The organism is Psychrobacter sp. UBA3962, assembly GCF_002385225.1.
Taxonomy (GTDB): domain Bacteria; phylum Pseudomonadota; class Gammaproteobacteria; order Pseudomonadales; family Moraxellaceae; genus Psychrobacter.
The window spans coordinates 17,569-44,006 of the sequence record NZ_DGDC01000035.1; the positions used below are offsets into that span (position 1 = coordinate 17,569).

The 26,438-nt window shown below is 40.4% G+C and carries 20 protein-coding genes; 5 read left to right on the plus strand and 15 right to left on the minus strand.

Going from position 1 to position 26,438, the window contains the following annotated elements:
• Positions 1-35: 35 nt before the first annotated feature.
• The 6 genes from B3S92_RS08720 to B3S92_RS08745 form a co-directional block, all read right to left on the minus strand.
• Complete coding sequence (locus B3S92_RS08720) at positions 36-701, minus strand: LysE family translocator (RefSeq protein WP_296205005.1); 666 nt, start codon at positions 699-701, stop codon at positions 36-38.
• A gap of 85 nt (positions 702-786) precedes the next feature.
• Positions 787-1,521, minus strand: coding sequence for an ABC transporter ATP-binding protein (locus tag B3S92_RS08725; RefSeq protein WP_296205008.1), 735 nt, complete (start codon positions 1,519-1,521; stop codon positions 787-789).
• 65 nt (positions 1,522-1,586) lie between these two features.
• A complete protein-coding gene (locus tag B3S92_RS08730; protein WP_349678955.1) occupies positions 1,587-2,525 on the minus strand; it encodes an ABC transporter substrate-binding protein in 939 nt (312 codons plus the stop codon).
• A 113-nt stretch (positions 2,526-2,638) separates the two neighbouring features.
• Entirely contained in the window at positions 2,639-3,418 is a 780-nt protein-coding gene (locus B3S92_RS08735; protein WP_296205013.1) for an ABC transporter permease, read from the minus strand.
• Positions 3,419-3,748: 330 nt separating this feature from the next.
• On the minus strand, positions 3,749-5,146 hold the full coding sequence (locus B3S92_RS08740; RefSeq protein ID WP_296205015.1) for an NAD-dependent succinate-semialdehyde dehydrogenase: 1,398 nt from the start codon (positions 5,144-5,146) through the stop codon (positions 3,749-3,751).
• 191 nt (positions 5,147-5,337) lie between these two features.
• Positions 5,338-6,327, minus strand: a complete 990-nt coding sequence (locus B3S92_RS08745; RefSeq protein WP_077451843.1) for a LysR family transcriptional regulator — start codon at positions 6,325-6,327, stop codon at positions 5,338-5,340.
• 685 nt (positions 6,328-7,012) lie between these two features.
• Between B3S92_RS08745 and B3S92_RS08750 the strand changes: the two genes are divergently transcribed.
• Positions 7,013-8,596 carry an isocitrate lyase gene (locus B3S92_RS08750; protein ID WP_077451841.1) on the plus strand — a complete coding sequence of 528 codons (1,584 nt, stop codon included), beginning with the start codon at positions 7,013-7,015 and terminating at the stop codon, positions 8,594-8,596.
• Between the two features lie 346 nt (positions 8,597-8,942).
• Entirely contained in the window at positions 8,943-10,451 is a 1,509-nt protein-coding gene (locus tag B3S92_RS08755) for a CYTH and CHAD domain-containing protein (protein WP_296205021.1), read from the plus strand.
• Positions 10,452-10,556: 105 nt separating this feature from the next.
• Here the strand turns inward: B3S92_RS08755 and B3S92_RS08760 are convergent, their stop codons facing one another.
• Positions 10,557-11,093 (minus strand): L,D-transpeptidase, encoded by a 537-nt coding sequence (locus B3S92_RS08760; protein ID WP_296205024.1) that lies wholly within the window; start codon positions 11,091-11,093, stop codon positions 10,557-10,559.
• 134 nt (positions 11,094-11,227) lie between these two features.
• Here B3S92_RS08760 and B3S92_RS08765 point away from each other — a divergent pair, with 134 nt between their 5' ends.
• Complete coding sequence (locus B3S92_RS08765) at positions 11,228-12,334, plus strand: hypothetical protein (protein ID WP_296205026.1); 1,107 nt, start codon at positions 11,228-11,230, stop codon at positions 12,332-12,334.
• A 97-nt stretch (positions 12,335-12,431) separates the two neighbouring features.
• Here the strand turns inward: B3S92_RS08765 and ruvB are convergent, their stop codons facing one another.
• The 8 genes from ruvB to trpB form a co-directional block, all read right to left on the minus strand.
• On the minus strand, positions 12,432-13,409 hold the full coding sequence (gene ruvB, locus B3S92_RS08770) for a Holliday junction branch migration DNA helicase RuvB (protein ID WP_296205029.1): 978 nt from the start codon (positions 13,407-13,409) through the stop codon (positions 12,432-12,434).
• Between the two features lie 187 nt (positions 13,410-13,596).
• The gene (locus tag B3S92_RS08775; RefSeq protein ID WP_296205045.1) at positions 13,597-14,499 is read right to left on the minus strand and encodes a LysR family transcriptional regulator; all 903 of its coding nucleotides are present in this window, start codon (positions 14,497-14,499) and stop codon (positions 13,597-13,599) included.
• A gap of 167 nt (positions 14,500-14,666) precedes the next feature.
• Positions 14,667-16,841 carry a DNA polymerase III subunit gamma/tau gene (dnaX, locus tag B3S92_RS08780; RefSeq protein WP_296205030.1) on the minus strand — a complete coding sequence of 725 codons (2,175 nt, stop codon included), beginning with the start codon at positions 16,839-16,841 and terminating at the stop codon, positions 14,667-14,669.
• A gap of 174 nt (positions 16,842-17,015) precedes the next feature.
• Positions 17,016-18,233 carry a hypothetical protein gene (locus tag B3S92_RS08785; RefSeq protein ID WP_296205032.1) on the minus strand — a complete coding sequence of 406 codons (1,218 nt, stop codon included), beginning with the start codon at positions 18,231-18,233 and terminating at the stop codon, positions 17,016-17,018.
• A 246-nt stretch (positions 18,234-18,479) separates the two neighbouring features.
• Positions 18,480-20,006 carry a lysine--tRNA ligase gene (gene lysS / locus B3S92_RS08790; protein ID WP_296205034.1) on the minus strand — a complete coding sequence of 509 codons (1,527 nt, stop codon included), beginning with the start codon at positions 20,004-20,006 and terminating at the stop codon, positions 18,480-18,482.
• 81 nt (positions 20,007-20,087) lie between these two features.
• On the minus strand, positions 20,088-21,176 hold the full coding sequence (gene prfA / locus B3S92_RS08795) for a peptide chain release factor 1 (protein ID WP_077451660.1): 1,089 nt from the start codon (positions 21,174-21,176) through the stop codon (positions 20,088-20,090).
• A gap of 296 nt (positions 21,177-21,472) precedes the next feature.
• Positions 21,473-22,618: a beta-ketoacyl-ACP synthase III gene (locus tag B3S92_RS08800; protein ID WP_296205037.1), complete on the minus strand. Its 1,146-nt coding sequence runs from the start codon at positions 22,616-22,618 to the stop codon at positions 21,473-21,475.
• A gap of 421 nt (positions 22,619-23,039) precedes the next feature.
• A complete protein-coding gene (gene trpB / locus B3S92_RS08805; RefSeq protein WP_296205039.1) occupies positions 23,040-24,260 on the minus strand; it encodes a tryptophan synthase subunit beta in 1,221 nt (406 codons plus the stop codon).
• Positions 24,261-24,535: 275 nt separating this feature from the next.
• Here trpB and B3S92_RS08810 point away from each other — a divergent pair, with 275 nt between their 5' ends.
• Both B3S92_RS08810 and B3S92_RS08815 read left to right on the plus strand, forming a co-directional pair.
• Entirely contained in the window at positions 24,536-25,900 is a 1,365-nt protein-coding gene (locus tag B3S92_RS08810) for a cation:dicarboxylate symporter family transporter (protein WP_296205041.1), read from the plus strand.
• 231 nt (positions 25,901-26,131) lie between these two features.
• On the plus strand, positions 26,132-26,323 hold the full coding sequence (locus tag B3S92_RS08815) for a hypothetical protein (RefSeq protein WP_296205043.1): 192 nt from the start codon (positions 26,132-26,134) through the stop codon (positions 26,321-26,323).
• The last annotated feature ends 115 nt before the right edge of the window (positions 26,324-26,438 follow it).

Here is a 26,438-nt window from a genome sequence, read left to right on the forward strand (position 1 = left end):
ATTTGGGCTTTTTTATTTAAAGTTTATTTAAGTTTTTAAAGCTTAGCGCTCATCAACCTTAGTCCCAAAGCAATAAATACCACACCACTGATCTTATTGAGCCAAGCTTCAATACTTGGATTCTGTCTTAATTGCTCACTAAATCGTGCTGCCAATAGTGCCAAACTGACACACCACACTAAACTTGTGATCGCAAAACTTAATCCAAGCAAGGAAAACGACAGCATCGCATGGTCATAATTAGTGTCAATAAATTGCGGAAAAAAAGCTAAGAAAAATAAAGCCACCTTGGGATTAAGCACATTGGTTAATATGCCTTGCTTATAAATTTGCCACCGATTTATCCCGTGTTTCAGGCCCAGCTTTACCTCAGACATAACGTCTTTAGGCAGGTGCTCAGAAACTTGAGTACTCTGTTTGGGCCATAAAAGCCTTATCCCCAAATAACATAGATACAGTGCTCCTATGAATTTGACCACAGTAAAAGCCAGTGGGTAACTCGCCAACAATACAGACAACCCCAATGCCGCTAGCAAGGTATGCACTAAGATGCCAGAAACAATGCCCAAAGCTGAGAACACGCCCGCTTGTGGTCCTTGTGAGATGCTACGCATAATAATATACAAGCTATCTGCGCCTGGAGTTAAATTCAGCAACACGCCTGCCGCCAAAAAGCCCCAATAATTGTCGATACCAAACATTATTAAATCCTTTTAGCTGGCGGTTAGTCTGCTCATAATTTATAGAGTGAGGTTACGTGAAATGATTGATCCAATACCTTAAGAACTAAGGGCTTTGAATTGCGGTTAAGATTTGTTTTTTTAAAACCAAATACTCTTGGCTATCCAAAAAACCCTGATGCTTAGGAATAACAAAGTGTTCGGTTAGCTGAGCCGGCTCCCCTTTTAACACATATAGATGATCAGAGAGATAAATTGCTTCATCAATGTCATGAGTAATGATTAGGCAGGTTAATTCTAAGCGTTTTTGCAGTTGATTAAACCAGTGGTACATCTCATCTTTGGTCACGAAATCTAAAGCAGAGAACGGCTCATCGAGTAACATAATGGGATTATCGCTTAAATAAGTACGCAATAAAGCCGCTCGCTGTCGTTGACCACCAGATAAGGTCTGAGGGTACTGTTGCTCCAATCCCTGAAGACCAAAGTGAGTCAGTTGTGGTCTCACAATTTCCTCAATTTTTGCCTTACTATAACCCTTTAGCGTTAACGGCAGAGCAATGTTATCGAACACACTCTTAAAGGGTAATAGTAGGTCTTTTTGGAGCATATAGCCTACCGTGCCTGCCTGACCTGTGGTCTCAACCCCATTTATCCAAACCTCCCCTGAAGTCGGTGTTAGCAAACCGGCTGCAATATTAAACAGGGTGGTCTTACCAACACCGCTGGCACCAACAATGCTCACCACATCATTTTTTGCCACAGCCATATTTAAATTCTCAAATATAGGCTTTTGGTCAAAGGCATGGTTGATCTCTTTTAAAACAAGTACCTTATCCATTATTGATACCACTCACTTTGTTGGGCATTGGTTCATATAATAGGTTTTAAATAAATCAAACACTATTATAGATAGTCGTTAGTAACACCAGCTTGAGGAGGAAGTGGTTTTTCTAACAGACCCTTTTTATAAACCCAGTCATAAAATCTATCCCAACGATCATAATCAAACTTACCCCAGTCGCCCTCTTCATCTAGATATTGAGTAGAGATGTATTTTTGGCTCGCCAGCGCTAGCTCTTTATTGGTTTCAGGGGCATGCTTCACCAAGATTTCTGCACTTTCTTCAGGATTCTTGGCTGCATAAATATAGCCCTGCTTCATAGCAGCTAAAGTCTTTTTCACGAGCTCAGGCTTGGTTTCTAGGAGTTTATTATTGGTGATAATTACTGGCGCATAATAATCAAAGACTGGCTCATAGTCTTTTAGGAAAAAGAAGTTAGTTTCCACATTTTGTAGCTGTGCGTGAATGCCATCCCAACCATAGTAGGCAAGAATATAGTCAAACTGATTCATTCTTAGCGCAACCGTAGCATCTGTAGCTTCCCCTGGTATTTTTACTAAGTCACCGCCCACAATATGAGCCACAGTCGCATCATCAATAGGGTCTTCCCAAGTAGAATAACGCTTACCATTTAAGTCTTTTGGCGACTTTGCTCCCAGTGATTTTAAACTCAATAGACCCGCTGGATTATGCTGTAATATGGCGGCTACAGCAGTAATGGGCACCTCTTTTGCCAATCTTGAAGTCATATTTGACTGAAAATAGACCCCAAAATCTGCTCTATTATTGGCCACTAGGGTTGAAGCACTGTCTTCACTAGGTTGAACAATTTTCACCGCCAAGCCTTGGTCTTTAAAATATCCCTTTTCTTGTGCCACATATAGACCGGTGTGGTTGGTATTGGGCACCCAATCTAACGAGATAACCACTTCGGTTAGACCCTCGTCTGCTTGTTTGGCACTCTCTGATTTTGGTTGGCAAGCCGCTAAGCTTATCGCCATAATTGCCAATAACGACAACACCACGATGGAATAAACAGCGCTGGTCTTAATACGACTTGAGCTTAAAATCTCCACTATAAATCCTCTGTAAAGTTATTTTAGAAAAGGTTATTTTATAAATAGTTATGACGTAGCACCCGCCTCTCCAACCATTTCACCAATCCAATAAGCAAAATAGTTAGGAAACTAATCAAAAAAATCACCGCAAACATACTGTCTAAGTCATAAGACTTACGTACCCGTGTCATATACACCCCTAGCCCGTGATACCCCCCTAGCCATTCAGCAATAACGGCTGAAATTAGAGCATAGGATAGAGCCACTTTTAGACCGGTAAAAAAAGACCCCATAGCTGAAGGAATCTTTAAGTGTCGATATAGCTGATATTTCGAAGCTTTCATAGACTTAAAAAGGTTCAAATGCTCACGACTTACCGACTGATAGCCATCTACCAGAGCAATGGTTATCGGAAAGAACACTGCCAAAACCACCAAAACTACTTTGGGAGTAATTCCATATCCCAACCAGATAATCAATAAAGGGGCAATGGCAATAGTGGGAATAGTTTGGTTCAATAAAATGACAGGGTAAATAAGCTCTCTCATGGTCTTCGATAAATCCATAATTATCGATAGCAAAAAACTGATTATAAGACCAATTGCTGTTCCGATAAAAGCAGTCGCCAAAGTGTACTTGGCATGCTCCATTAATAAGGGAAAATCTTCAATAAAAGCTTCAACTATTTGCAATGGTGAGGGTAATAAGTAATCAGGAATAAGCTCTAATGACACACACAGCTGCCACAACACCAATATTAAAATGACTAAGATATGACTTTTTACTAGACTAATAAACTGTCTACTAACTTGGGCTCGCTTTTGAACAGGGGTCATTATTAGGAATCTCAGTAAAGCTAAAAAGGGGAACAACTATTAATCAAAGAACAATTATCTATTAAAGATAGCAATTTACCAACTAAAGATAATGATTTGAATTCTAACAAAATAAAACGCGGATTGGCGGATTTAAAAAAGCTTTTAACTTTCTGTTTACTACTTGGCTATATTACAAAGTGAAAAATCACAAAAAAGGCTCTCAGCATTAAATGCTGAGAGCCTTTTGATTTATTCAAAATTATAGCAAACCGTTAATCATACAATCACGATGGTTTTTCGCATAATTATTGTTGTCATGCTCGTTACCATCATAATTGCCATTAAGGATTAAGCAGGAGCTTTACCTACCACGTGTAACGCTTTAACGTTAACAAACTCTTTGATACCAAAGCCGCCATGTTCACGACCAAAGCCAGAATTTTTCACACCACCAAAGGGTAGCCCTGGCTGAACTAAGCTATAACCATTGATGTAGACCATACCGGTATCGAAGTATTTTGTCGCTAAACGAATGGCTTTGTCTTCATCTTTTGAGAATACACCACCACCTAGACCATAGCGGCTGTCATTGGCGATACGGAAGGCATCTTCTTCATCTTTAGCACGAATTAAAGAAGCAACAGGACCAAATAACTCATCTTTATAAGCAGGCTGGTCTTCAGTAATATTCTCTAAAATAACTAAGGGATGGAAAGCGCCCTCTTTAGGCAAGTTTGAATCAAGCTCGCTGCTATAAGCGATCTTCGCCCCTTTATCGATACTCTCTTGCATTTGCTTTTGCAGAGTATCACGCTGCTTGGTGCTAGACATAGGACCCACATCAGTAGACTCCTGCATTGGGTCGCCTACCGTATAGCCCTTAAACTTCTCAATGAGTAGCTCTCGGAATTTATCATACACAGAATCTACTACTACGAAGCGTTTGGCAGCCACACAAGTTTCGCCGTTATTATATAATCTAGCGTGAGCACACGTTGCTGCAGCCAATTCTAAATCAGCATCTTCAAGTACAATAAAAGCGTCGTTTGAACCCAGCTCCATTACTGTTTTCTTCAGAACTTTAGCGGCTTGCTGTGCTACAACCGCCCCTGCCTTATCACTACCTGTTAAGGTAACTCCGCGGACTTTGTCATTTTCAATAATTTGCTCTGATTGATCATGACTAATGATTAATGCTCTGAACAAATCTTTAGGCAAACCTGCCTCATGCAAAATCTTCTCGATAAGTAAGCCTGAACCAGTCACATTAGAAGCATGCTTTAATAAAATACTGTTGCCAGCCATTAGGTTTGCAATGGTATAGCGGATAACCTGATACGCAGGATAGTTCCATGGCTGAATACCATAGATAATGCCGATGGGTTGATAAGTTACGATACCCTTTTTAATGCCTTCAATATCACGAACATCATCTGCTAAAGCTTCAATTCCTTTATCAGCTGTAAAGTCACATATGCTTTTACAAAGGTCTACTTCCTGCAAACTATGTTTGTAAGTCTTACCCCGCTCTTCGGTCATTAAACGGGCCAATTCTTCTTTATATTCCGCCAACTTTTCACCAATTGAACGAATGACTTTGGCTCTATTTTCTGGAGTTTCTTCTCTCCATTTTAAAAATGCTTCATGAGAAGCATCAATAATGCCATTCACTTCAGAGTCACTCATATAGTCATATGAAGTGATTTTCTCGCCATTGGTTGGGTTTATAGTTGTTATGTCTGACATAGGGATATCCTTATATATATTATGCTAGTAATTTTATTGCGAATGAGCTTTTTAATTATGGTGATAATTAGCCACTCTTTTTTATTTGACGCTTACTAGCATAACAACTAAAAAGCCTTTTAGCTTTGTCAGGATGTAAATAACTGTGCGCTCTATGTTAAAACAACTTAATAGGTAACTATTTGTTTTACTTAGAATAAATGGCTTATTTTATGCACTTCATCTTCACTAGCCTCTTCATCAGCCACTACTTGACGAGCCACGTGCATGATTAACTGACGTAACCATCTGTGTGCAGGATGATGCTGTAATAAAGGAGACCAAGCCATCGTCAACTCAAACTCTGGGATAAAGAAAGGCGGCTCTTTTAATAAAATTTTGTCATTATTGGCTTGCATCCGTGCGACTCGAGTGGGTAACGTAGCAATTAAGTCTTTATTCGCAGCAAGCATGGCTGGCATCTGATAGTGACGAGTGAATACACTGATTTGACGCTTTTGACCTAAGCGTTGCAGGGCCTGGTCGATTGATCCTAGACCACCTGACTTATCTGGGTTTACCCCAAAACCAACGCCCATACCTGTCTTTGAAACCCAAACGTGCTGGGCTTTTAAATAGTTTTTTAGATTAAAACGATTGGCATAGGGGCTCTCAGCTGATAATAAACAACTAAAAGTATCTCGCCATACCAAAACCTGGTGGAAGCTTTGTGGTATTTCATTAAATCGGTTAATGGCCAAGTCCACTCTGCCCTGCTCCATATCTCTATAAGAGACATCAGAAGGGGTTAAAAAGTCTAAAATGACATTGGGGGCTTCCGAGCGTAGCGCTTTGACCAAACGAGGTACCAAGGTCGCTTCGGCATAATCCGAGGTCATGATTCTAAACACTCGAGAGGTGGTATAGGGTCTAAACTCTGTACGCGGCTCTAGTAATTGTGAAAGCTCAGCAAGAATCTCACGAACGCGAGGCTGCAACTCTAATGCCCGTTCTGTGGGGGTCATACCTTCAGATGAGCGCACCAACAACGGATCGTTAAATAATTTACGCAAACGACGTAGGATGTTACTCATTGCAGGCTGAGTTATGCCCAACTGCTCTGCTGCACGGGTGACGTTTTTTTCTCGCAGTAGCACATCTAAATTAACCAGTAGATTTAAATCAACCCTTTGTAAATTCATAACACTCTCTGTGATGAGTACTTCTAAGACTGTCTATTAAAAGTCATATTCAACCGCACTTTTTGCCATTAACCCTATGGGTACTTTTCAGGTCTATATTTACAACCCAATTGTTAAAGCTATTTGGACTTAAGATGAAACAAACCTGAAATCATGACTTTTATTTTGACTCTTAGTAAGTAACTTTGATGACATAAAAATTAGCTATATTAAAAAAGAGTATTGAAGTAAGGGGAGCAATCGCTAATTTTTATCCAGTCAGCGGCAATCAAACTTATTCAAATACTCTATTGTTCAAGGCCTATATAGTATCTATAAAAGGGGCCAAAACCCCCTTTAAGCCTTTATATCCATTATACTATAATTTAAATAAATACCCAAGATAACCGTCATAAACTAGATAAATTCAGCTAATGTGGTTATAGTGTTTATCAAGTGTTAAGGGCAAGTGTTATTACACTACAACTTAAGTCAATCTCAATAAGCTTCATGGAAGATTAGAAAGATGGCTTAAGAAACGAATACTTACAATGTACTCAAATTTATGCTGGAGTTATTGCTACAGTAGCTATCGCCTAGCATTAAAAAGCGAGTTAAATAAAGACTTCTTTAGTAGTTTTAGTTAAAAAAACAAATAGTAGAAGTGTTTATTTCACCTAACCCATCCCAATCAAGGAGACAATTGATGTCAACTTATAAGTCAGCTATTGACCATATCCGTGAAATCAAAGCAAAACATGGCAACTGGCAGAACATCAGTGAATCTGATGCTGCACGTATGATGGTTCAAAACCGTTTCAAAACTGGTCTTGATATCGCCAAATACACTGCTGCTATCATGCGTAAAGACATGGCCGAATACGACGCTGATCATTCACAGTACACTCAGTCTCTAGGTGCATGGCATGGTTTTGTTGCTCAACAAACTATGTACGCTAAGAAAAAATACTTTGGTACTACTTCAAAAACTTACATCTACCTATCAGGTTGGATGGTTGCAGCACTTCGTTCAGAGCTAGGTCCTTTACCTGACCAATCAATGCACGAAAAAACTACAGTTCCTGCTCTTATTGAAGAAATCTACACTTTCTTACGTCAAGCAGACGCTAAAGTACTAAACGATTACTTCCGTGAGCTAAACGCTGCTAAAGAAGCAGGTCAAGATACTACTGAAATCGAAGAAAAAATCAACAACTTTGATTCACACGTTGTGCCAATCATTGCTGACATCGACGCAGGTTTCGGTAACGAAGAAGCAACTTACCTACTAACTAAAGCTATGATCGAAGCTGGTGCTTGTGCTATCCAGATTGAAAACCAAGTATCAGACGCTAAGCAGTGTGGTCACCAAGCTGGTAAAGTAACTGTACCACATGAAGACTTCATCTCTAAACTAAACGCTATCCGTTATGCGTTCTTAGAGCTTGGTGTTGACGACGGTGTTATCGTTGCTCGTACTGACTCAGAAGGTGCTTCACTAACTCAGAAAATCCCAGTATCTGAGCAACCAGGTGACTTAGCTTCTAAATACATCGACTTCATCGACGTTGAAGAAATCGACATCGCTGACGCTAAAGAAAACGATGTACTATTAAAGCGTGATGGTAAACTAGTTCGCCCAGTTCGTCTACCAAACGGTCTATACCAGTTCCGTGAAGAAACTAACATCGACCGCGTTGTACTTGACTGTGTAACTGCTCTAGAAAACGGTGCTGATCTTCTATGGATCGAAACACCTACTCCAGACGTTGAGCACATCAAAATGATGGTTGACCGTATTAAAGAAGAACGCCCGGAAGCGAAACTTGTATACAACAACAGCCCATCGTTCAACTGGACTCTAAACTTCCGTAAGCAAGTTATCGCTAAGTGGGAAGAAGAAGGTAAAGACGTATCAGCATACGACAAGAACAACTTGATGAGTGCTGACTATGATGGCACTGAATTAGACGCTGCTGCTGACCAAGCTGCGAAGAACTTCCAGAAAGATGCGTCACGTGAAGCAGGTGTATTCCATCACTTAATCACTCTACCTACTTACCACACTACTGCTCTTAGCGTTCACGAACTTGCTAAAGGCTACTTCGGTGAAGACGGCATGCTTGCTTATGCAGCTGGCGTACAACGTAAAGAAATCCGTGAAGGTATCTCTTGCGTTAAGCACCAAGCAATGGCTGGTTCAGACTTAGGTGACGATCACAAAGAGATCTTCTCTGGTGAAAACGCACTTAAAGCTGGCGGTGAGAAAAACACAATGAACCAGTTCTAAGACTTCTTTATAAAAGATTCTTAGTTCATCATTGAATAAAAAGTCGCTCTAACTTCGGTTAGGGCGACTTTTTTATTGGCTTAAATAACTCCAAGCTTGTTAATGTGATGCACTATTAATATTAAGAGCGACCTATAAGATTAAGAATGACCTATCTTCTATTCCCCTTCCTCTTCCCCTATTTATGTCATCAATCTGTCACGTTAATCCGCTTGTTATTATTCTTAACATATCCTAGGATATTGAGTATATATCGTACCGATTATTTATAATGCCTTAGATTAAAAAAAATAATCAAAATAAGCACTTATATACCCTTTTATGAGTTAAAACTCGAGGAAAAATCATGCAAGAAATTGAGCTGAAGTTTTTAGTACCCGAATATAAAGTTGACTCCCTTATGCGTCAAGCTAAAATCAAATCATCAAATACTACTCAATTAGCTGCACACTATTATGATACCGTTGACAATATACTAGCCCAATCCGGCATGGCTCTTAGAATACGTAAAGAAGGCGATACCTGGGTACAGACTTTAAAGTCTAATGGGGATGGCATGGCTTCTCGAGGTGAGCAAAATAACATTCTCGATGAAGCTCAAGTCAATGAGGCTATCCAAGCCGATGCCCTATACCCTGATCTCTCTGTTTATGAAGATCTAGGTATAGAAAAGATGATTCTAAGCTCGAGTGAAGAGCAGGTTTCTGATAAATTAAACCGTCTTTATATTACTGATATTGAACGCACTACTCGACTAATCAGAAGTGAAACAGGACTGGTAGAAATGGCTTATGATGAAGGCTTTGTCATTCATGGCGAAGACTCACAAATTAGTAAGCCTATCTTAGAGCTTGAGTTTGAACTTATTGAAGGTGATGTCTCTTTCTTATTCGAAGTGGCTAAAACCTGGGCAAAGCGTTATAACCTATGTTTATCAACGGTTACTAAAGCAGAACGAGGTGGCTTAATGTTGGCAGGTAAAGAGCATGCTGACGCCACTAAAGCTGATTTAAAGAAACTGACTTTAGATAAAAAAATGAGCCAACCTAAGTTTATACGGGCAGTGATTCATAACTGCATGCTTCAAATTCTACCCAATGTTAGCGCCATAGCTGCAGGTAGTACCGATGGTAATCATGTGCATCAGCTGCGAGTAGGTATCAGAAGATTGCGCACTGCTTTAAAATTCTTTAGTGATTTTTCGTCACAGTTAAACCCTGAATGGGGACCCATCTTAAAACAAACCTTTGGTTTATTAGGCGAATACCGTGACCATGAGCTACTACAAACAAGAACCCAGCCTATGTTAGAGAGCAAAGGGGCTCCTTATGTAGATTGGTCATCAGAACGTGAAGCCATTAAAATCAAACCTATTGATGCCCTTAGAGCCCCTGATTTTCAAATAACATTGCTCGAATTAATAGAATTCACAATGAGTCCTGCTAAAAAGGATAAGCCAATAAACCCAGGTAATGCTAAGCAGCAGATTGTCAAAATTCTAGAATCGTTATATAAAAAGATTAGCAAAGCCAGTGAAAACTTTGCCTCATTAAACATTGAAGCACAGCACGATGTGAGAAAACGTCTAAAAAGCCTGCGTTACATTAGTGAATTTGTCAGCCCTATGTATAAAAAGAAAAAAACCAAAGCTTTCTTGCAATACCTAGAGCCCGCTCAAGAGATTTTAGGTGAATATAACGATGATATCGTAGGTCAATATTTTTATAGACAAAAGACAGAGTCTGACCCTGCAGCTTGGTTTGCGGTTGGTTATTTTACTGCCCAAGAAACACATGCTGCTTTGGAGTGCGCAGAGAGTCTAAAACAAGTAAAAGATGCTCCAAAATTTTGGTAAAAAGTTCAGTCTATTAAGTAGTAACTAAAAAGCTTGCTCTTAGTCCTCCGCTAACAGCAAGCTTTTTTATTAGGTATCACAGAGTATTTTAAACACTATGGTCGATTAACCTGCAACGATCTCAACGGGCGTTCCCTCCTCTACTTGATCAAATAGCCACACCAACTCATCATTGCGCATACGCACACAGCCATGTGACAGCGGTGTCCCCATAGGCTCTGTATCGGGAGTTCCATGAATATAAATATAGCGTTGATAGGTATCACAGCAGCCTTGATCATTCTCTCCCTTATTGCGACCCTCTTCACAGCCACTCAACCAAAGAATACGACTTAAAATCCAGTCACGATTGGGATACTCTTTACCTAGCTGCTCATCATATATCTCACCAGTTGGCACTCTACCCACAAAAACACTATTAATCGGAGTATTCCCCCCTATTTTCTCTGCAATAAAGTGCTTTCCTAAGGGCGTACAACCACTGCCCTCTTGACTGCCTATTCCATTTTTTGCCGTTGAGATGATAAATTCATGGCTGTCAGAGTTACCTTGCTTATTAGGAAGAGTCAAGGTTAAGGTTTGCTTGGCAATATTAACAACGATTCTAGAAGTTAGCTTCTCAAATATTTTTAAACTTGGCATGGTTTATGAGCCTTATTATTAGATTATTAAAGATTACATTTAGAAGTGTTTGGGCAACCTAACTGCAATGGAAGGTTGTAACTGACGTAAATCACCCTTATGATAACTACAATTAATTCATAGTAGTAGGTCTTATGACAGCTCTTTTACCCACCCGCGTGTCACTTTATGATTTTCTATTTGAAGATACTTTACCAATCGATTCTATATTTGCAGATATAGGGAACATTTCCATACCTCAAGCCCGAGTACTAATTGAAAATGGCATTCAGGCTATTATTAGTGGGCTGATGGCTTACCACCAACAACAGGGTGGAGAGGCTGTATTAAAAAAGCTATTCCGGCGCAGTCAAATTAAAGACCTACGAAAATATAACGCTTTTAATCTAAAAACCATTAGTGCAGCTTATCAACAGGGTCATGCTATTAATGATATTCTCTTTGGATCAACTGAAATACAAAAAAGGGTGTGTCAAAAACTTGGTGATCAAACTCAATTATCAGGCAATCAAGTCCGTCCTTTATTAGGGGCTTTGAGCCTACTTTGCTTACGAGAGATTGCTATACTAGCAGATTACGCCCAATTAGATGCCCAAGAAATAGACTGCTGGTTTGGGTTGCAGCCGCAGTTCTTTCAGCTAAACCGCACAAAAGATCACTGGGATAATCAAACAAATAATTCTATTTTAGCTTATGAACTGCCTAATTTTGATAGTACTTGGCATGAGATAACTGGCTATAAGCAGCCAGATTTAAGCGCTTCTAAACCTACACAACAAATACCTCATTACGCTAAGGTTATTGGTCGCACCCATCAGGCTACTTTAATCAAGAATACCTCGGCTAACAATAGTCAGCTTATTGTTGATAATGCTAATAACAGTGAGGTTTTAATCTTTGCTGAAATACCTAATATTTTCTTACCTTATCAACGTTGGTTATTACAATTGGCAAAAATTTCAGATATTTATCTCAGTCGTAAACGCTTAAAAGTAGCTCCAGAACCCGTACAAGCTCCCTCTAGACCGTTTGTTAACTTTGGTTTTTTAGATATGGATAAGAGTAATGCATCAAGTAGCTCGGAAGCTGGGCAAAGCAAAACACCCCTTTGGAAAAACCCTGTGCTAGTTCTATTGCTAATAGTGATTGGCGGTTTAACTATAATGGCAGTGGGTAAATATCAATATAAAAAATCTCAAATAGTAGATACTCCTACTCAAATGACCAAAGTAAAAGTATAAATATAAGAAACATTTACTGAGAGTTTTAGAATAAAAAAGTGCAAGCCTAATAACTTGCACTTAAAATTATTTGAGATAGCTTTTTAAAATAGGTGAATCACAGTTGATCAATGGCCATTTGAGTCAATACCCGACCTCGTGCGGTCCTTAGTACATAACCTTGCTGAATTAGATAAGGCTCAATCACGTCTTCTAAGGTACCTCTATCTTCAGCCATTGCAGCGGCAATCGCTTCTACACCAGCAGGTCCTCCATCGAAGCGGGCATGAACCATTTCAATATAACGTCTGTCTAAATGGTCCAAACCGCGTCTATCTACCGCCAACATATCTAGAGCACTGTCAGCGATATCGCCGGTTACCTTACCGTTTGATTTTACTTCTGCATAATCTCGAACTCGGCGTAATAAACGGTTAGCAATACGCGGAGTACCGCGAGAGCGTCTGGCAACTTCAACCGCACCCTCTGCTGTCATTTCAACATTCATCAAACGTGCCGAGCGACTCACAATAGTGGTCAAATCTTCGATATTATAAAACTCTAAACGCTGAACAATACCAAATCTATCGCGTAATGGAGAGGTCAATAGACCCGCTCGTGTCGTCGCTGCTACCAAAGTAAAGGGAGGCAAATCCAGCTTAATAGAGCGCGCCGCTGGTCCTTCTCCAATCATAATATCCAACTGAAAATCTTCCATTGCTGGATACAGGATCTCTTCGATAACAGGGCTTAAGCGATGAATCTCATCAATAAATAACACATCCCCCTCTTCGAGGTTGGTCAGCATGGCCGCTAAATCGCCAGCTCGCTCCAGTACTGGGCCTGAGGTAGATCTTAGATTCCCACCCATTTCACGAGCAATAATATTGGCCAATGTGGTCTTACCTAAACCAGGAGGACCAAAGATTAGAGTATGGTCTAAGGCTTCTTTTCTCCGTCGCGCCGCCTCGATGAAAACTTCCATCTGCTCACGTACCACTGGCTGACCAATATACTCTGCCAGTGTTCCTGGGCGAATATTGCTATCCACCACATCATCTTGACGCTCTAAAGGATTAATTAGTCTATTTTCCATAATCTGTTGTAAACAACCTCATAATATAACTGGCAGATAGCGCATTTAAGTACATCAAAATTCTTGGTTAATCAAAAACATAGGAGCAAAAAAAATACGCTGAAGTAGTGTCTTAGTATATTAATTATATACCATCAACACTACTTTAGCGTAAGCCTTAAAGTTAGAAAATATTTTAAGGTTTTAATTATGCTGCAGCATGAAAGTGCTTTTTCAGAACTTCAAGACAACGCGTAATTTTTGCAGGTTGTTGCTCACGATCTAAGGTAACCGCATATAAAACGAAATGCGGTAAGGCATATTCAGGAATTACTTCTACCAGCTCACCAGAAGCCAATTCTTTTTGAACATCAAGCGACATAACACGCACTAAACCATGACCTTCTTTGGCTAAAGTAGTTGCTAAGAAGACATTATTGGTTTGAATTCTAGAAGGAACTTTGACGCGATTCTTTTTACCAGTTTCAATACTATTAAAGTCCAAAGTACTTGGATCTTTCATCAAGTCAATACTGATAAGCTGATGATTGACTAAGTCTTTTGGCTTAGTAATCTTCTCATGCTGTCTTAAGTAGTGTGGTGAAGCTACCAACATTTGCTTAACTTCAGCTAGCGGATAAGTGGCCACAGAGCTGTCTTTAATCTGTGGACTCATACGGATAGCGATGTCAGCACGCTCATCAATCATATCAATATAGTGGTTATCAGCTAGGAAGTGAATGCTTAAATCATCATGAGCAGACATCCAAGTAGATAAGGCTGGAAGGATATGATTAACCCCTAACTCAGGAGTGGTTGCAATTCTTAAACTACCTGCTAATTCATCACGTAGTTGGTTAACTTTAATACGACCTTGATCTGCTGCAGCAACCACATCTTTGGCAGACTCATAGAAGCTAGCACCCGCTTCTGTTAAACTCAGCTTACGAGTAGATCTATGTAGTAATACTACGCCTAAGTCTCTCTCAAGCGATCTGATTTGTTGGCTTACAGCACTGGTGGTGATACCTAGCTGTCTAGCTGCCCCACTGAATGAACCATGGCCGACAACACTGGCGAATACCGCCATGCCTCTTAAATTGTCTAACATCATTCTGAACACCTAACATATAAAGTAAGTAGCATAGTATAACTTATTTAAACAGACAAATGTTGAGAAATTACAGACAAATGTAAAGTATTTCCAATTTTTAAGTTTACTTTTTGTGAAAACTGATTGTAGAAACATTGCAGCAGACATAGGCAATAGAAAAAAGACTATTCAACGTCAGTTAAAAGCTTCAAATTGACTATTTCCCCTTTAAAATCATGGATTAGCCTTTGCATAACTGGGCTATTAGTAAGCAACTGTTTGGCATAGTCTTTGGCTTTAACTTCTCGTAACTTCTGTCTATTTTGAGGAAGAAAATCTTCATTATCAGAGTTAAGCGAAGTGTCGACAGCAATCGATACTTGCGCCCCAAATTGCTGATTCAAATGGTTGGCTAAATGCTTAAAAATACTTTGCATATTCTTAGTATCAAAGGCAACTTTGAAGACACTCTCACCAGAGATTTCACCTGTCATTACCCCTTGTCTAGCCATGGCAAGCTGATCATAAGCCAATGCACCAGATTCCCTAGCAGTCTGTAACCAGTAGTCCCATTTCTCAGGTGTCCACTCTCCTACCAACTCTACCGGAGCACACTTTAATAATGAGCGTGGGTCCTCATCTGAAAGCGGTGAATTTATTTCGCTTTTAGAAGATTGTTCAGTTGGCGACGTAGAGAGGGCCTGACTTGGCTCAGAAGGGTTCTCATTTGTCTCTAAAAACGCCTGTTGTTCAATTGTTATACCGTCCGATTCCGCATCGACTGACTGAATAGAGTCAGTATTGTTATGCGAAACAGGAGATTTTAAATGACTTTGGTCTGTAAATAAAGGATTTAATTGAGAATCAGACTCAAAATCAATATTATCTGTATTACTCTTTGCAGAATCCTCTAAATTTGGGAGATTATTCTCCACTTGTCCTGACCCAGAATCCAAGCTACTTACGTAATTTAAGTTATCTTCATAGTTTTCAGTCTGATCGATACTGTCGGCAACCAAGCTGTCAGGTGTAGGCGCATCAATGGCCATTTCTGTATCAATGGCAACTTCTACTTCTGTCTCAACAGCTAAAACTGACTCATTATCTTCATTAGTAATGTCAGTATCCATCTCTTGAGCCAGTGGCTCTGGATCAGAAACCTCAGCTTCAGGTTCAGCCTGCTGTGATGCAGCTGCTTGGTTTCTTGACTCTGCAACTGTAATTGGTTGCGAATCAGAAATTGTAGGCGTAGGCACCTCATTTATAGCCAGTGGCCTAAATGCCAATAACCGCAGTAAGCACATCTCTAACGCTTGCAGCGGGGTATTGGCCAACTTAATTTGCTCGCGGCCTTGGATAATAATTTGATAGTAAAGCTGTAACACATCGGCATTGATGATATTCGCTAACTGTTTAATTTGATCCGCTTGCTTGTCATTAACGTTTAATGCCACACTTGGTAATAGCTGCACCATGGCGATTTGATGTAACAGCTCTGCAAGTCCATCAAACATACTGCCAGCATCGACCATCTGTGCCCGCATTTGCTCAATATGAGCAGAGACTGACTCTGTATCTCCATGATAAATATCAAGCAGCAGCTGCACCAAGTCTGCATTATCAATTAACCCCAGCATATCATTAACCGTCTCATCGGTTAACGCTCCTTGACCAAAAGCAATCGCTTGGTCAGTTAAAGACAACGCATCACGCACCGAGCCTTTGGCAGCATTAGCCAACTGCCAAAGTGCTGGCTGAGTAAATGCAATACCTTCTTGAGTCAGTAAATTAGCAATATGATCGCTTAGCGCTTGCTGTGGTAAAGGACGGAGCACAAACTGCAAGCAGCGACTAATAATAGTAATCGGTAACTTTTGCGGATCTGTTGTGGCCAATAGGAATTTGACATGCGAAGGAGGCTCTTCCAAAGTTTTTAATAGCGCATTAAAGCTGTGCGTAGACAGCATGTGCACTTCGTCAATCAAATAAACTTTATAGCGACCTTGAGTAGGCGCGTAGGGTACATTATCGATAAGCTCTCGGGTGTCCTCAACTTTGGTACGCGAAGCCGCGTCAATCTCAATAAGGTCAATAAAGCGACCTTGATCAATTGCCACACAGCTACTGCACACACCGCACGGCGTACTGGTAATCCCAGTTTCACAGTTTAAGCATTTAGACAAAATACGGGCAATAGTGGTTTTACCCACCCCTCGAGTCCCAGTAAATAAATAAGCATGGTGTAACCTATTATGATCAATGGCGTTAATAAGTGCTTTAGACACATGGGTCTGCCCTACCAACTCATGGAAGTTCTTTGGGCGATATTTACGTGCTAAAACTTGATATTGCTGCGACATAATAGACAACCAAACCTATGACATATAATTTAAAAACTTAAAAAAGCAAACAAAAATTTGACCCAAACTAATGACTAAGACTTGGGCTTATTTTAGGTGTCCCAGTTGGTTTACCTATTAATTATTTTGATTACTTATTACTTATGACTTACTACTGATACTACAACGCTTTCACTATCCGATACTATCAGCCAATACTGAGCCTGATTGATGATAAACATCCATCACAACAGTGACATTACCTTTCCCATCATCATTAGACATATCAAACCCTAAAATAAAGTATTCTTGCATGGCTGGGTTTTGAAGCTGAGCATTCATGTCTGATAGTAAGCTTTGATAATTGTGCTGTAGCCACTGCTTTGAGTACTGAGCTTGCTGATCTAAACCATAGACCACAATGACATAATGATTGCCAAAGTCATTGTAAGAATGCTGATGACAAAGATAACCATTCAGGCACTCTTCTCTGGATCTGTTTTCGTAATCCATCATCTCTTCAATGATACTCAATCGAGTATACATAGACTCAGCGACTAAAATCCTCACCTCTTCAAGAGGGATAGTCTCACCTGCCTCATGACGACGTTTGGTAGCCCCATTTAGTAATTTTTGGAAAATAGTTGCATGAGACTGCAGCTTTTGAGTCAACTCTTTTAATGGCTCAGATAACTGCGGACCATTCTGATTAATAATGTTGGTTAGTCGAGTTTCAACCTTTTCTAGCAATCCTATTTCAACCAGCTTTTGTTGAACAGCTACTGCTCTGTGATAAAAATTAGGGCTATTTAAAAATTGTTGTGCCAGCGCTAGCTCCCCTTGAAAGTCATTGCGATTGACCAGCTGAGTTAAGTGATAATCAAAATAACTTAATAAATCATTTGGGGTCTGCAGCAGCTGTACCAGTTGATAAAAGCTGTTTAAACTAAATAGCTGTAAAACCTTAGTTTGATCATCTAAATCAAGGGCATCTTTTTCTTGAAAAAAGCTGCTGCCATACTCATGCTCTATCTGATAACCTTTATTTTGGTGCACCAGTGTTAGAGAGGTAAGCCCAACATAATGGATATTCTGTACATCTTGAGTATCCTCTACTACGGGTAAATCCATATCACTCACTAACTGCTCAAAACGCTTATTAATATGAGTCGCGGCCTGCTGTCTTATTTCAGCCAGCATAGACTTTGCCACATTAGGACTTTCCACTGTAACCATCTGTTCATGCGTCATGACATATAACAACTGATTACCAATTTTGAAGGCGTAATCAAACTTTTCTTGACCTACTAAAGGATCATTAGTGTTTAAATAAACTGATAAAAAGGTACGATGGAGCATAGCGCTCCAGTCAAAGCTTGGTACTTGTTCTGCATGCGGTTTATTATTTGACATAGACTTCGAGGAAACTCCAATTTTTTATACAGAGCAAATAAGAGGTCTAGGATACTCTTGAATTACTTTAGTGCTTAGCTGAACTGTATTATAAGTAATAGTTTTTGAATGGTTATTACTATACCGTTTTTTTGGTTCTGTTGCACTTATGTTGATGGCATTGAAAAAAATATAGGACTGCACTCTAGGCAGTCCTATATATCGTTACTTTAAGGCATAAATCTTGATATAAAATTAAGGTTTAGCTTAATGTTTCATGCGCATGTGCGGGAATAAAATGACATCACGAATACTGGCCGCATCAGTAAATAGCATAACTAAACGGTCGATACCAATGCCCTCACCCGCTGTAGGCGGTAAACCATAAGATAAGGCTTCAATATAGTCAGCATCAAAGTGCATAGCTTCATCATCACCAGCTTCTTTTTCTGCCACTTGATTGTGGAAGCGTTCCGCTTGGTCTGCAGGATCGTTAAGCTCGCTAAAGCCGTTTGCAATTTCACGTCCGCCGATGAATAGCTCAAAACGATCGGTGATTTCTGGGTTCTCATCATTACGGCGGGCTAGCGGCGAAGTCTCTGCTGGATACTCAGTGATGAAAGTTGGCTGACGCAGTTTATGCTCAGCAGTTTCTTCAAAGATAATGGTTTGTAACTTACCAACACCAAAGCCTTCTTTTACTTGCTGCTTTAATACGTTTTGAGCATAATCCGCTAAATAATCACGGTCATCAATTTTGCTCATATCGAAGTTTTCAGCGTACTGAGCAATCGCATCTTTCATGCTTAAGCGAGCAAAAGGAGCTTCAAAACTGATGGTCTCACCTTGATAGGTAAGCTCAGTTGTCCCTAAAATATCCATCGCTAATTCGTTAAATAAGCGCTCAGTTAAATCCATCAAGTCTTTATAGTCTGCATAGGCTTGATAGAACTCAATCATAGTGAATTCAGGGTTATGACGGGTTGACACGCCTTCATTACGGAAGCTACGGTTAATCTCGAACACACGCTCAAAGCCGCCCACAACCAAACGTTTTAAGTATAATTCTGGGGCAATACGCAAATATAATGGCATGTCTAAAGCGTTGTGATGCGTCACAAATGGACGGGCTACTGCCCCACCTGGGATGGGATGCATCATTGGCGTTTCGACTTCCATAAAGCGCTCATTTAGCATAAATTTACGGATACCGCTCACTACCTGACTACGGATCATGAAGGTGTTACGGCTATCTTCATTGGTCATTAAATCTAAATGACGGTTGCGATAACGGGCCTCAGTATCTGCCAAGCCATGGAACTTATTGGGCATTGGACGTAGCGACTTAGTCAATAAAGTAATCTGTTCAATATGAACATATAAATCGCCTTTGCCTGATCGACCAATATATCCAGAAACCCCAACAATATCGCCTAGGTCTAGAGATTTAATTAATGCTAGAGAGTCCTCATCAAGCTCTTTACGGGCTACATATAACTGAATACGGCCTGTCATGTCTTGGATAACAATGAAGGCACCGCGGTTTAGCATGACACGACCCGCTACATTTACTTGAGTCTTATCGCCTTTAGCTACTTTTTCTTCGATTTCTTCTTTAGAGATATCTTCAAACTGCTTTTGTAAATCCTCAGCATAATCAGTACGTTTGAACTGGTTTGGATAAGCCACTTTACCCGAGGCAGCAATCTCATCTAGCTTAGCTTGACGCTGAGCGATAAGGTCATTGGTTTCATCGATTGATGTGGCTTGTTCTTGATTATTTTGATTAGACATAAGATTCTCAAATTATTTATGACAATGATTTTATAAAACAGCTAAAGAAGATATTGTTCTAAGTTTTCAACGCTTAGAGCATTACTCTCCACTCACACTGGCCATCAAGTCGGCTTGGTGCTCACGGGTTAGAGCATCTAACAGCTCATCTAAATCCCCTTCCATAATAGCGTCTAACTTGTACAATGTTAGGTTAATACGGTGATCGGTCATACGACCTTGAGGGAAGTTGTAAGTACGGATACGCTCACTGCGATCTCCACTACCTACTAAGTTGCGGCGTAGAGCATCTGCAGTATCCACTTGCTCTTGTACTTTGGCTTGTTGGATACGGGCAATTAGCATCTGCATCGCTTTGGCGCGGTTTTTATGTTGGCTTCGTTCTTGTTGACACTCAGCAACCACACCGGTTGGAATATGCGTTAAACGTACAGCAGAGTCGGTGGTGTTAACGTGCTGACCACCCGCCCCACTTGAGCGGAAAGTATCCATGCGGATATCTGCTGGGTTTAGCTCAACCGTATCATCAATTTTAACCTCTGGCATGACCGCCACAGTACAGGCTGAAGTATGAACGCGGCCCTGGCTTTCTGTTTCAGGAACACGTTGTACGCGGTGTGCACCAGACTCAAACTTTAAGCGGCCGTAAACGTCATTACCCGAAACACGAGTAATGATTTCTTTATAGCCCCCATGCTCCCCTTCGTTGGCAGACAATATTTCAATGGTCCAGCCCTGAGAGGAGGCATAACGCTCATACATACGAAATAAATCGCCTGAGAAAATAGCGGCTTCATCACCGCCGGTTCCCGCACGAATCTCTAAGAAAGCAGGTACTTTATCGTTAGGATCTTTAGGTAGCATCATAACGTTAAGCTCTTCTTCCATCTCTTCGATATCAGCAGCAGCCGTTTCAATCTCTTCTTGCATCATCGCCTTCATATCAGGGTCAGCTGCATCATTTAGCATCTCTTCAGCATCTTTTTTATCAGTTTCAGCCTGAAGGTAACGCTGCCACAAAGTCGTGATTTCGGTCAAATCATTGTGCTCCATTGAGAGCTCACGAAACTTGTTGTTATCACTGATGACATCGGGGTCAGAAAGCAGCGCTGTTACTTCTTCATAGCGATCTACCATCTGATCTAAGCGTTCTCGTAACGAGTCTTTCATAAGTTATCTTTTCTTGAGTTTGGTTATAAACGATATTAACGATTGAATGAATTATTAATAACTAAAAATAGGAACTAATTTTTTTGGTAAAAGTTTACTGTAAAAATAAGGTGGCTAATTATAGCAAATTTTAAGCACAATACCGAGACTAGTCTCTTCAAATATAAGCCTAACCAATTAAGCAGGCTTCTCTTAAGATCATTTGCCAACCTTTACTCTATCTAAAGGGCAACCTGTCTTTATAAGAAGCTCTGCTCAATTTATCTAAAATTAACCGGCTTATCCCAAGAGTGGAACTAAACCTTTCTAAGCAAGACGGAGCCAATTGAGTAACCGGCACCAAAGGAACACATCACACCCAAATCACCTGATTGTAGTTGGTCCTTGAAGCGATGGAATACAATAACAGGACTGGCTGAGCTGGTATTGCCAAATTCATCAATGACGGTTGGCGTGATAGAGGGATCTGCATCTTTGCCCACCACACTTCGCAAAATCAGATTAATCATATTGATATTGGCTTGGTGCAACCACATCATTTTGACTTCATTGGCAGGTAGGTTATTTTCTGCTAGATGCTCACTGATAAGCTCCGAAACTTTTGGACAGACTTCACGGAATACTTTGCGGCCATTTTGTAAGAATAGCTTATCGGAAATTGGATCTTGTAAATCCCCATAAAGCTCAGCTTCAGCAGCTAAATATTCACCTCTGTCCAAGAAACCGTATTCGTTTTTAATATTGGTTGAAAACTGAGTAAATAGTTTACTATCAATAATTTCAAAGCCTTTTGGGGTATCAGAAGCTTCAATAATAGAAGCAGTGGCCACATCCCCAAAGATAAAGTGGCTGTCACGGTTACGCCAGTTAAGATGCGCGGTGGTAATTTCAACGTTAACTACGGCAATCTTAGTGCCTAGCCCGCCTTTAATAGACCCTACCGCTTGGGCGATACCAAAAGTTGCTGCACTACAAGCCACGTTCATATCATAAGCAAAGCCGCCTACCATACCAATGGCATCCTGTATCTCAATGGCCAAGGCAGGATAGGCACGCGGTAAATTCGAACAAGCCACGATAATGCCATCCAAATCACTGGCTTCAATACCTGCCTCATTTAAAGCTTGCTGCAAGGCGTCAACACCCATTTCAGCCATTACCGATAATTCTTCACCCAATTTACGAGCAGGAATAAGGGGGGTCATAACATTGGGGTCTAGAATGCCTGACTTTTCCATCACATAACGTGACTTGATACCAGAAACCTTCTCGATAAACTCAGCTGATGAGGGCTCTAATGCCTCTCGGGTACCCGCTTCGATTTCGATGGCGTATTGACTATTGTAATTGTCAACATACTGATTAAACGATTCAACAAGCTCTTCATTACTGATGCTATATGGCGGAATATATAGACCTGTCCCTGTAATATATGTTTTCATGTTGCTTCCTATTTCTCTTAGCAAATAACGTGTTTAAAGCGGCGTATCTTTAACAGCTTTAATAAATAGTTAGGTTAACTCTACAGACTGTGCGGCATGCACACTCTGTAAACTAATACGTCTAACTCAATATGTTGCATCAATATCTTGCATAATGGTGCACAGAGTCATACTTCTTATTTATGAATTTAAAAACCCAAGTTATGAGTTAAAAAAACTCAAGCCCTATATTATGCCTGTTTTGACCAATTATTCCTAATATTGAGTGTTATAAATTCTTTACCTCAACTTTCCTGCAACTTTTTAAGTCTAAATTTTTAGTCTAAAGATAACAAACTAAAGAGTATTAACTAAAATAGCCCACCAGTGTTGCTGGCAGGCTATAAGAGTCCATCTTTTGAAAAACAGGTTATCGCTAAGGTTAAAGCGTCACTTTATCTAAAACAAAATCTATGTCTTTATCTCCGCGACCCGATAAGTTCACTAAAATTGCCTCGTCGCTAGACATATCTTTCGCAATTTTCATAGCATAGGCCACAGCGTGAGAAGACTCTAGTGCTGGAATAATTCCTTCCATACGTGATAAGGCCATAAAGGCATCTAGACATTCTTTATCCGTTACGGCCTCATAAGTGGCTAAATTACTGTCACGTAAATGCGAGTGCTGAGGGCCAACACCAGGATAGTCTAAACCAGAAGCAATAGAATGGACGGGAGCCGGCTCGCCTTTTTCATCCAGCAAGACATAACACTTGAAGCCTTGAATCTCACCTTTAACCCCTTTGCTCATGGTTGCCGCATGATTGGGCGTATCTAAACCTTCACCTGCCGGCTCCACCCCTACTTTCTCTACACTTTCGTCATCCATAAAGCCACTGAACATGCCCATGGCGTTTGAGCCACCACCGACACAAGCCACCACTTTATTTGGCAGTTTTCCGGTTGCCTTCAAGAACTGCTCTCGTGCTTCATGTCCGATTACCGACTGAAAATAACCCACCATCTCAGGATAAGGAGCGGGTCCTAAAACAGAACCAATAGCAAACATGCTATTTTCGATATCGTTCAAGTAGGCTTCAAAAGCACTATCAACGGCTTCTTTTAGCGTACCTGCTCCTTGTGATACAGGAACCAGTTTCGCACCCAAGATTTTCATGCGACTGACATTAGGGTGCTCTTTTTTAATATCTACCACCCCCATGTGAATTTCACACTCTAAGCCCATTAAAGCTGCAGCTGTCGCCAGTGCTACCCCGTGCTGCCCTGCGCCGGTTTCTGCAATGACTTTTTTCTTACCAAGTTTTTTTGCTAGCAACACTTCACCCAAACAATGGTTTATCTTATGCGCCCCAGTGTGGTTTAAGTCTTCACGTTTAAGATAAATCTGAGCGCCGCCGCAATGCTCTGACAAACGTTTAGCATGATAAATAGGACTCGGTCGACCGACATAGGTCTCACGTAGCCTTTTCATCTCAGCAATAAAATCATCTTCTTTGATAATCTCGTGAAAGCCCGCTTCAAGCTCATCCAAAGCTTTGGCCAACTCAGGATGGGCAATTTTTCCGCCAAACTCACCAAATAAGCCCTCTTTGTTAGGTAAAGTTGACGCATGTAACCCATAGCTATTTTTAATTTCGATCATTAGATGCACCCTGTCTTCAATAAACTTTTCAATAGATTGTTTCTTTGTTCTAGTACAGTGATACAGATTCTAAAATAACTTTTAAATAGGGTCAAGCACTTAATGTAAAAACAGGCTCATTTATTTCACTTATCTGATTCAGTCATTTGACTCTAAAAACTAACTTAAGGTAACTCTGCTTATAACCAATAGGAATAACTAGTTGAAGATTAACTGTTAGACCTTTTATTAAAAATCAGGATAATGGTACGTTTTCTTTCTGCGCGGAGTTCCTCATGCTATTACTATTGCTGGTAGTCATATTTATAGCCTTGCTATACGGATTATGGCGATATCACCGTCAGAGCGACTCACTGAGTCGTAGTGTATTTTTAGGGTTATTTTTAGGAGTAGTCTACGGGCTTATCTTATCGGCGTTAAATGTCGATACTGAAAGCTTCTTACCTTGGGTAAATATCATTGGTAACGGCTATGTGAATCTATTAAAAATGATTGCTATGCCTTTAGTATTCATCTCGATACTAGCAGCCATCGCTCGCCTTGAGAAAGCTTCCATGATTGGCTCAATGAGCTTTTGGATTATCAGCACTCTACTTATTACAACCGGTATTGCTGCTTTAGATGGCGCTATTATTGCCAATCTATTTCATCTAGATGCCAGCTCAATTGTTGCCGGAGAGATGGAGATTGCGCGTGGTCAAAATATTATTGAGCGTAGTGGAGATGTCGCTGATCTTACTATTCCAGGCCTGATATTAAGCTTTATCCCGACCAGTATGGGAGGCACTTTTGCTGAACTTGCCAGCACCTCTATGATTTCGGCTGTGGTAGTAGCCAGCTTGATGGGAATTGCAGCACTGACGGTTAATAAAAATGACCCAGAAAAAGGGGCCATCATTATTCGCGGTATTGATGTTCTGCAAAGCTGGATTATGGCTTTAGTGCGTTTCATTATTCGCTTAACACCATACGGTATCTTAGCGTTAATGATTAAAGTTATCGTTACCACAGATGCGGATGCAATCTGGCAATTGGCGAAGTTCTTAGTGGCATCTTACGTGGCCTTATTTATCATGCTAATTGTCCACGCCTTCATTATCATGCTAACCGGCAGATCGCCTATTGAACACTTTAAGAAGATTGCGCCAGTATTAACTTTTGCTTTCACTTCTCGCAGTTCAGCAGCAACGATTCCTTTAAGTATTGATGCTCAGGTAAATAAATTAGGCATTGCCAAACCTATCGCTAACTTCTCAGCTTCCTTTGGCTCAACCATTGGCCAAAATGGCTGTGCCGGTGTCTACCCTGCTATGTTAGCCATGATGATTGCCCCAACTATGGGGATTGAACCTTGGTCTATCGGCTTTATCGCCTCAGTGGTTGGTGTTTCCATGATTGCCTCATTTGGTGTGGCAGGCGTTGGTGGTGGGGCAACTTTTGCTGCGATTATTGTCTTATCCACCTTAGGTATGCCGTTAGAGCTGGCCGGGTTATTAATCTCTATCGAACCGCTTATCGATATGATGCGTACTTTAGTCAACGTGAGTGGTTCTATCACCTCTGGTGTGGTGGGCAATAAAATCTTAGGGGATAAAGTTCATCCTGAAAGCTTTGATAATACTTCAACCCAGCTTAGCTGATTCAGTTAGTCATACTCAAACTCTAACCACGAAAAAGCCCCATAAGTCATAACTTAAGGGGCTTTTTCATTACTTAGTAAGTTTTGTCGTTAACTCTGGCTCAAATCAATCCTAACTCTTAAACCTCTTTTTATCTATTACATTTCACAATAACAGCCAATACCTTAAAACTCTATAATAAAACATGATGCTAAACCCATATTTATTTTGAAACTTAATACAGAGCATAAGATGGACCTTACTAGACTTATATTAAGTGGCTTATTGTTGGTGAGTATAAGTAACCTAGCTGATGCTGCTGCTTTTGGCAATCCTGATGGCTCTGGCGGTACAGTATATGCACTGGGCTCTGATATTATTAATGGCTCAGATAGCAACGACTTTAAAGAACTCTATATTCCCGAATACACCGATAGTGACTAGCGTGCCAAGTACCCTTCCGTCTTAAAAAACAACTCTAGCCCAAATATCCAGACAAGAAGATATTATGAGATAAAAGAAAAAAAGTGGCTATCTGCTAATACCAATTCCACAAAAT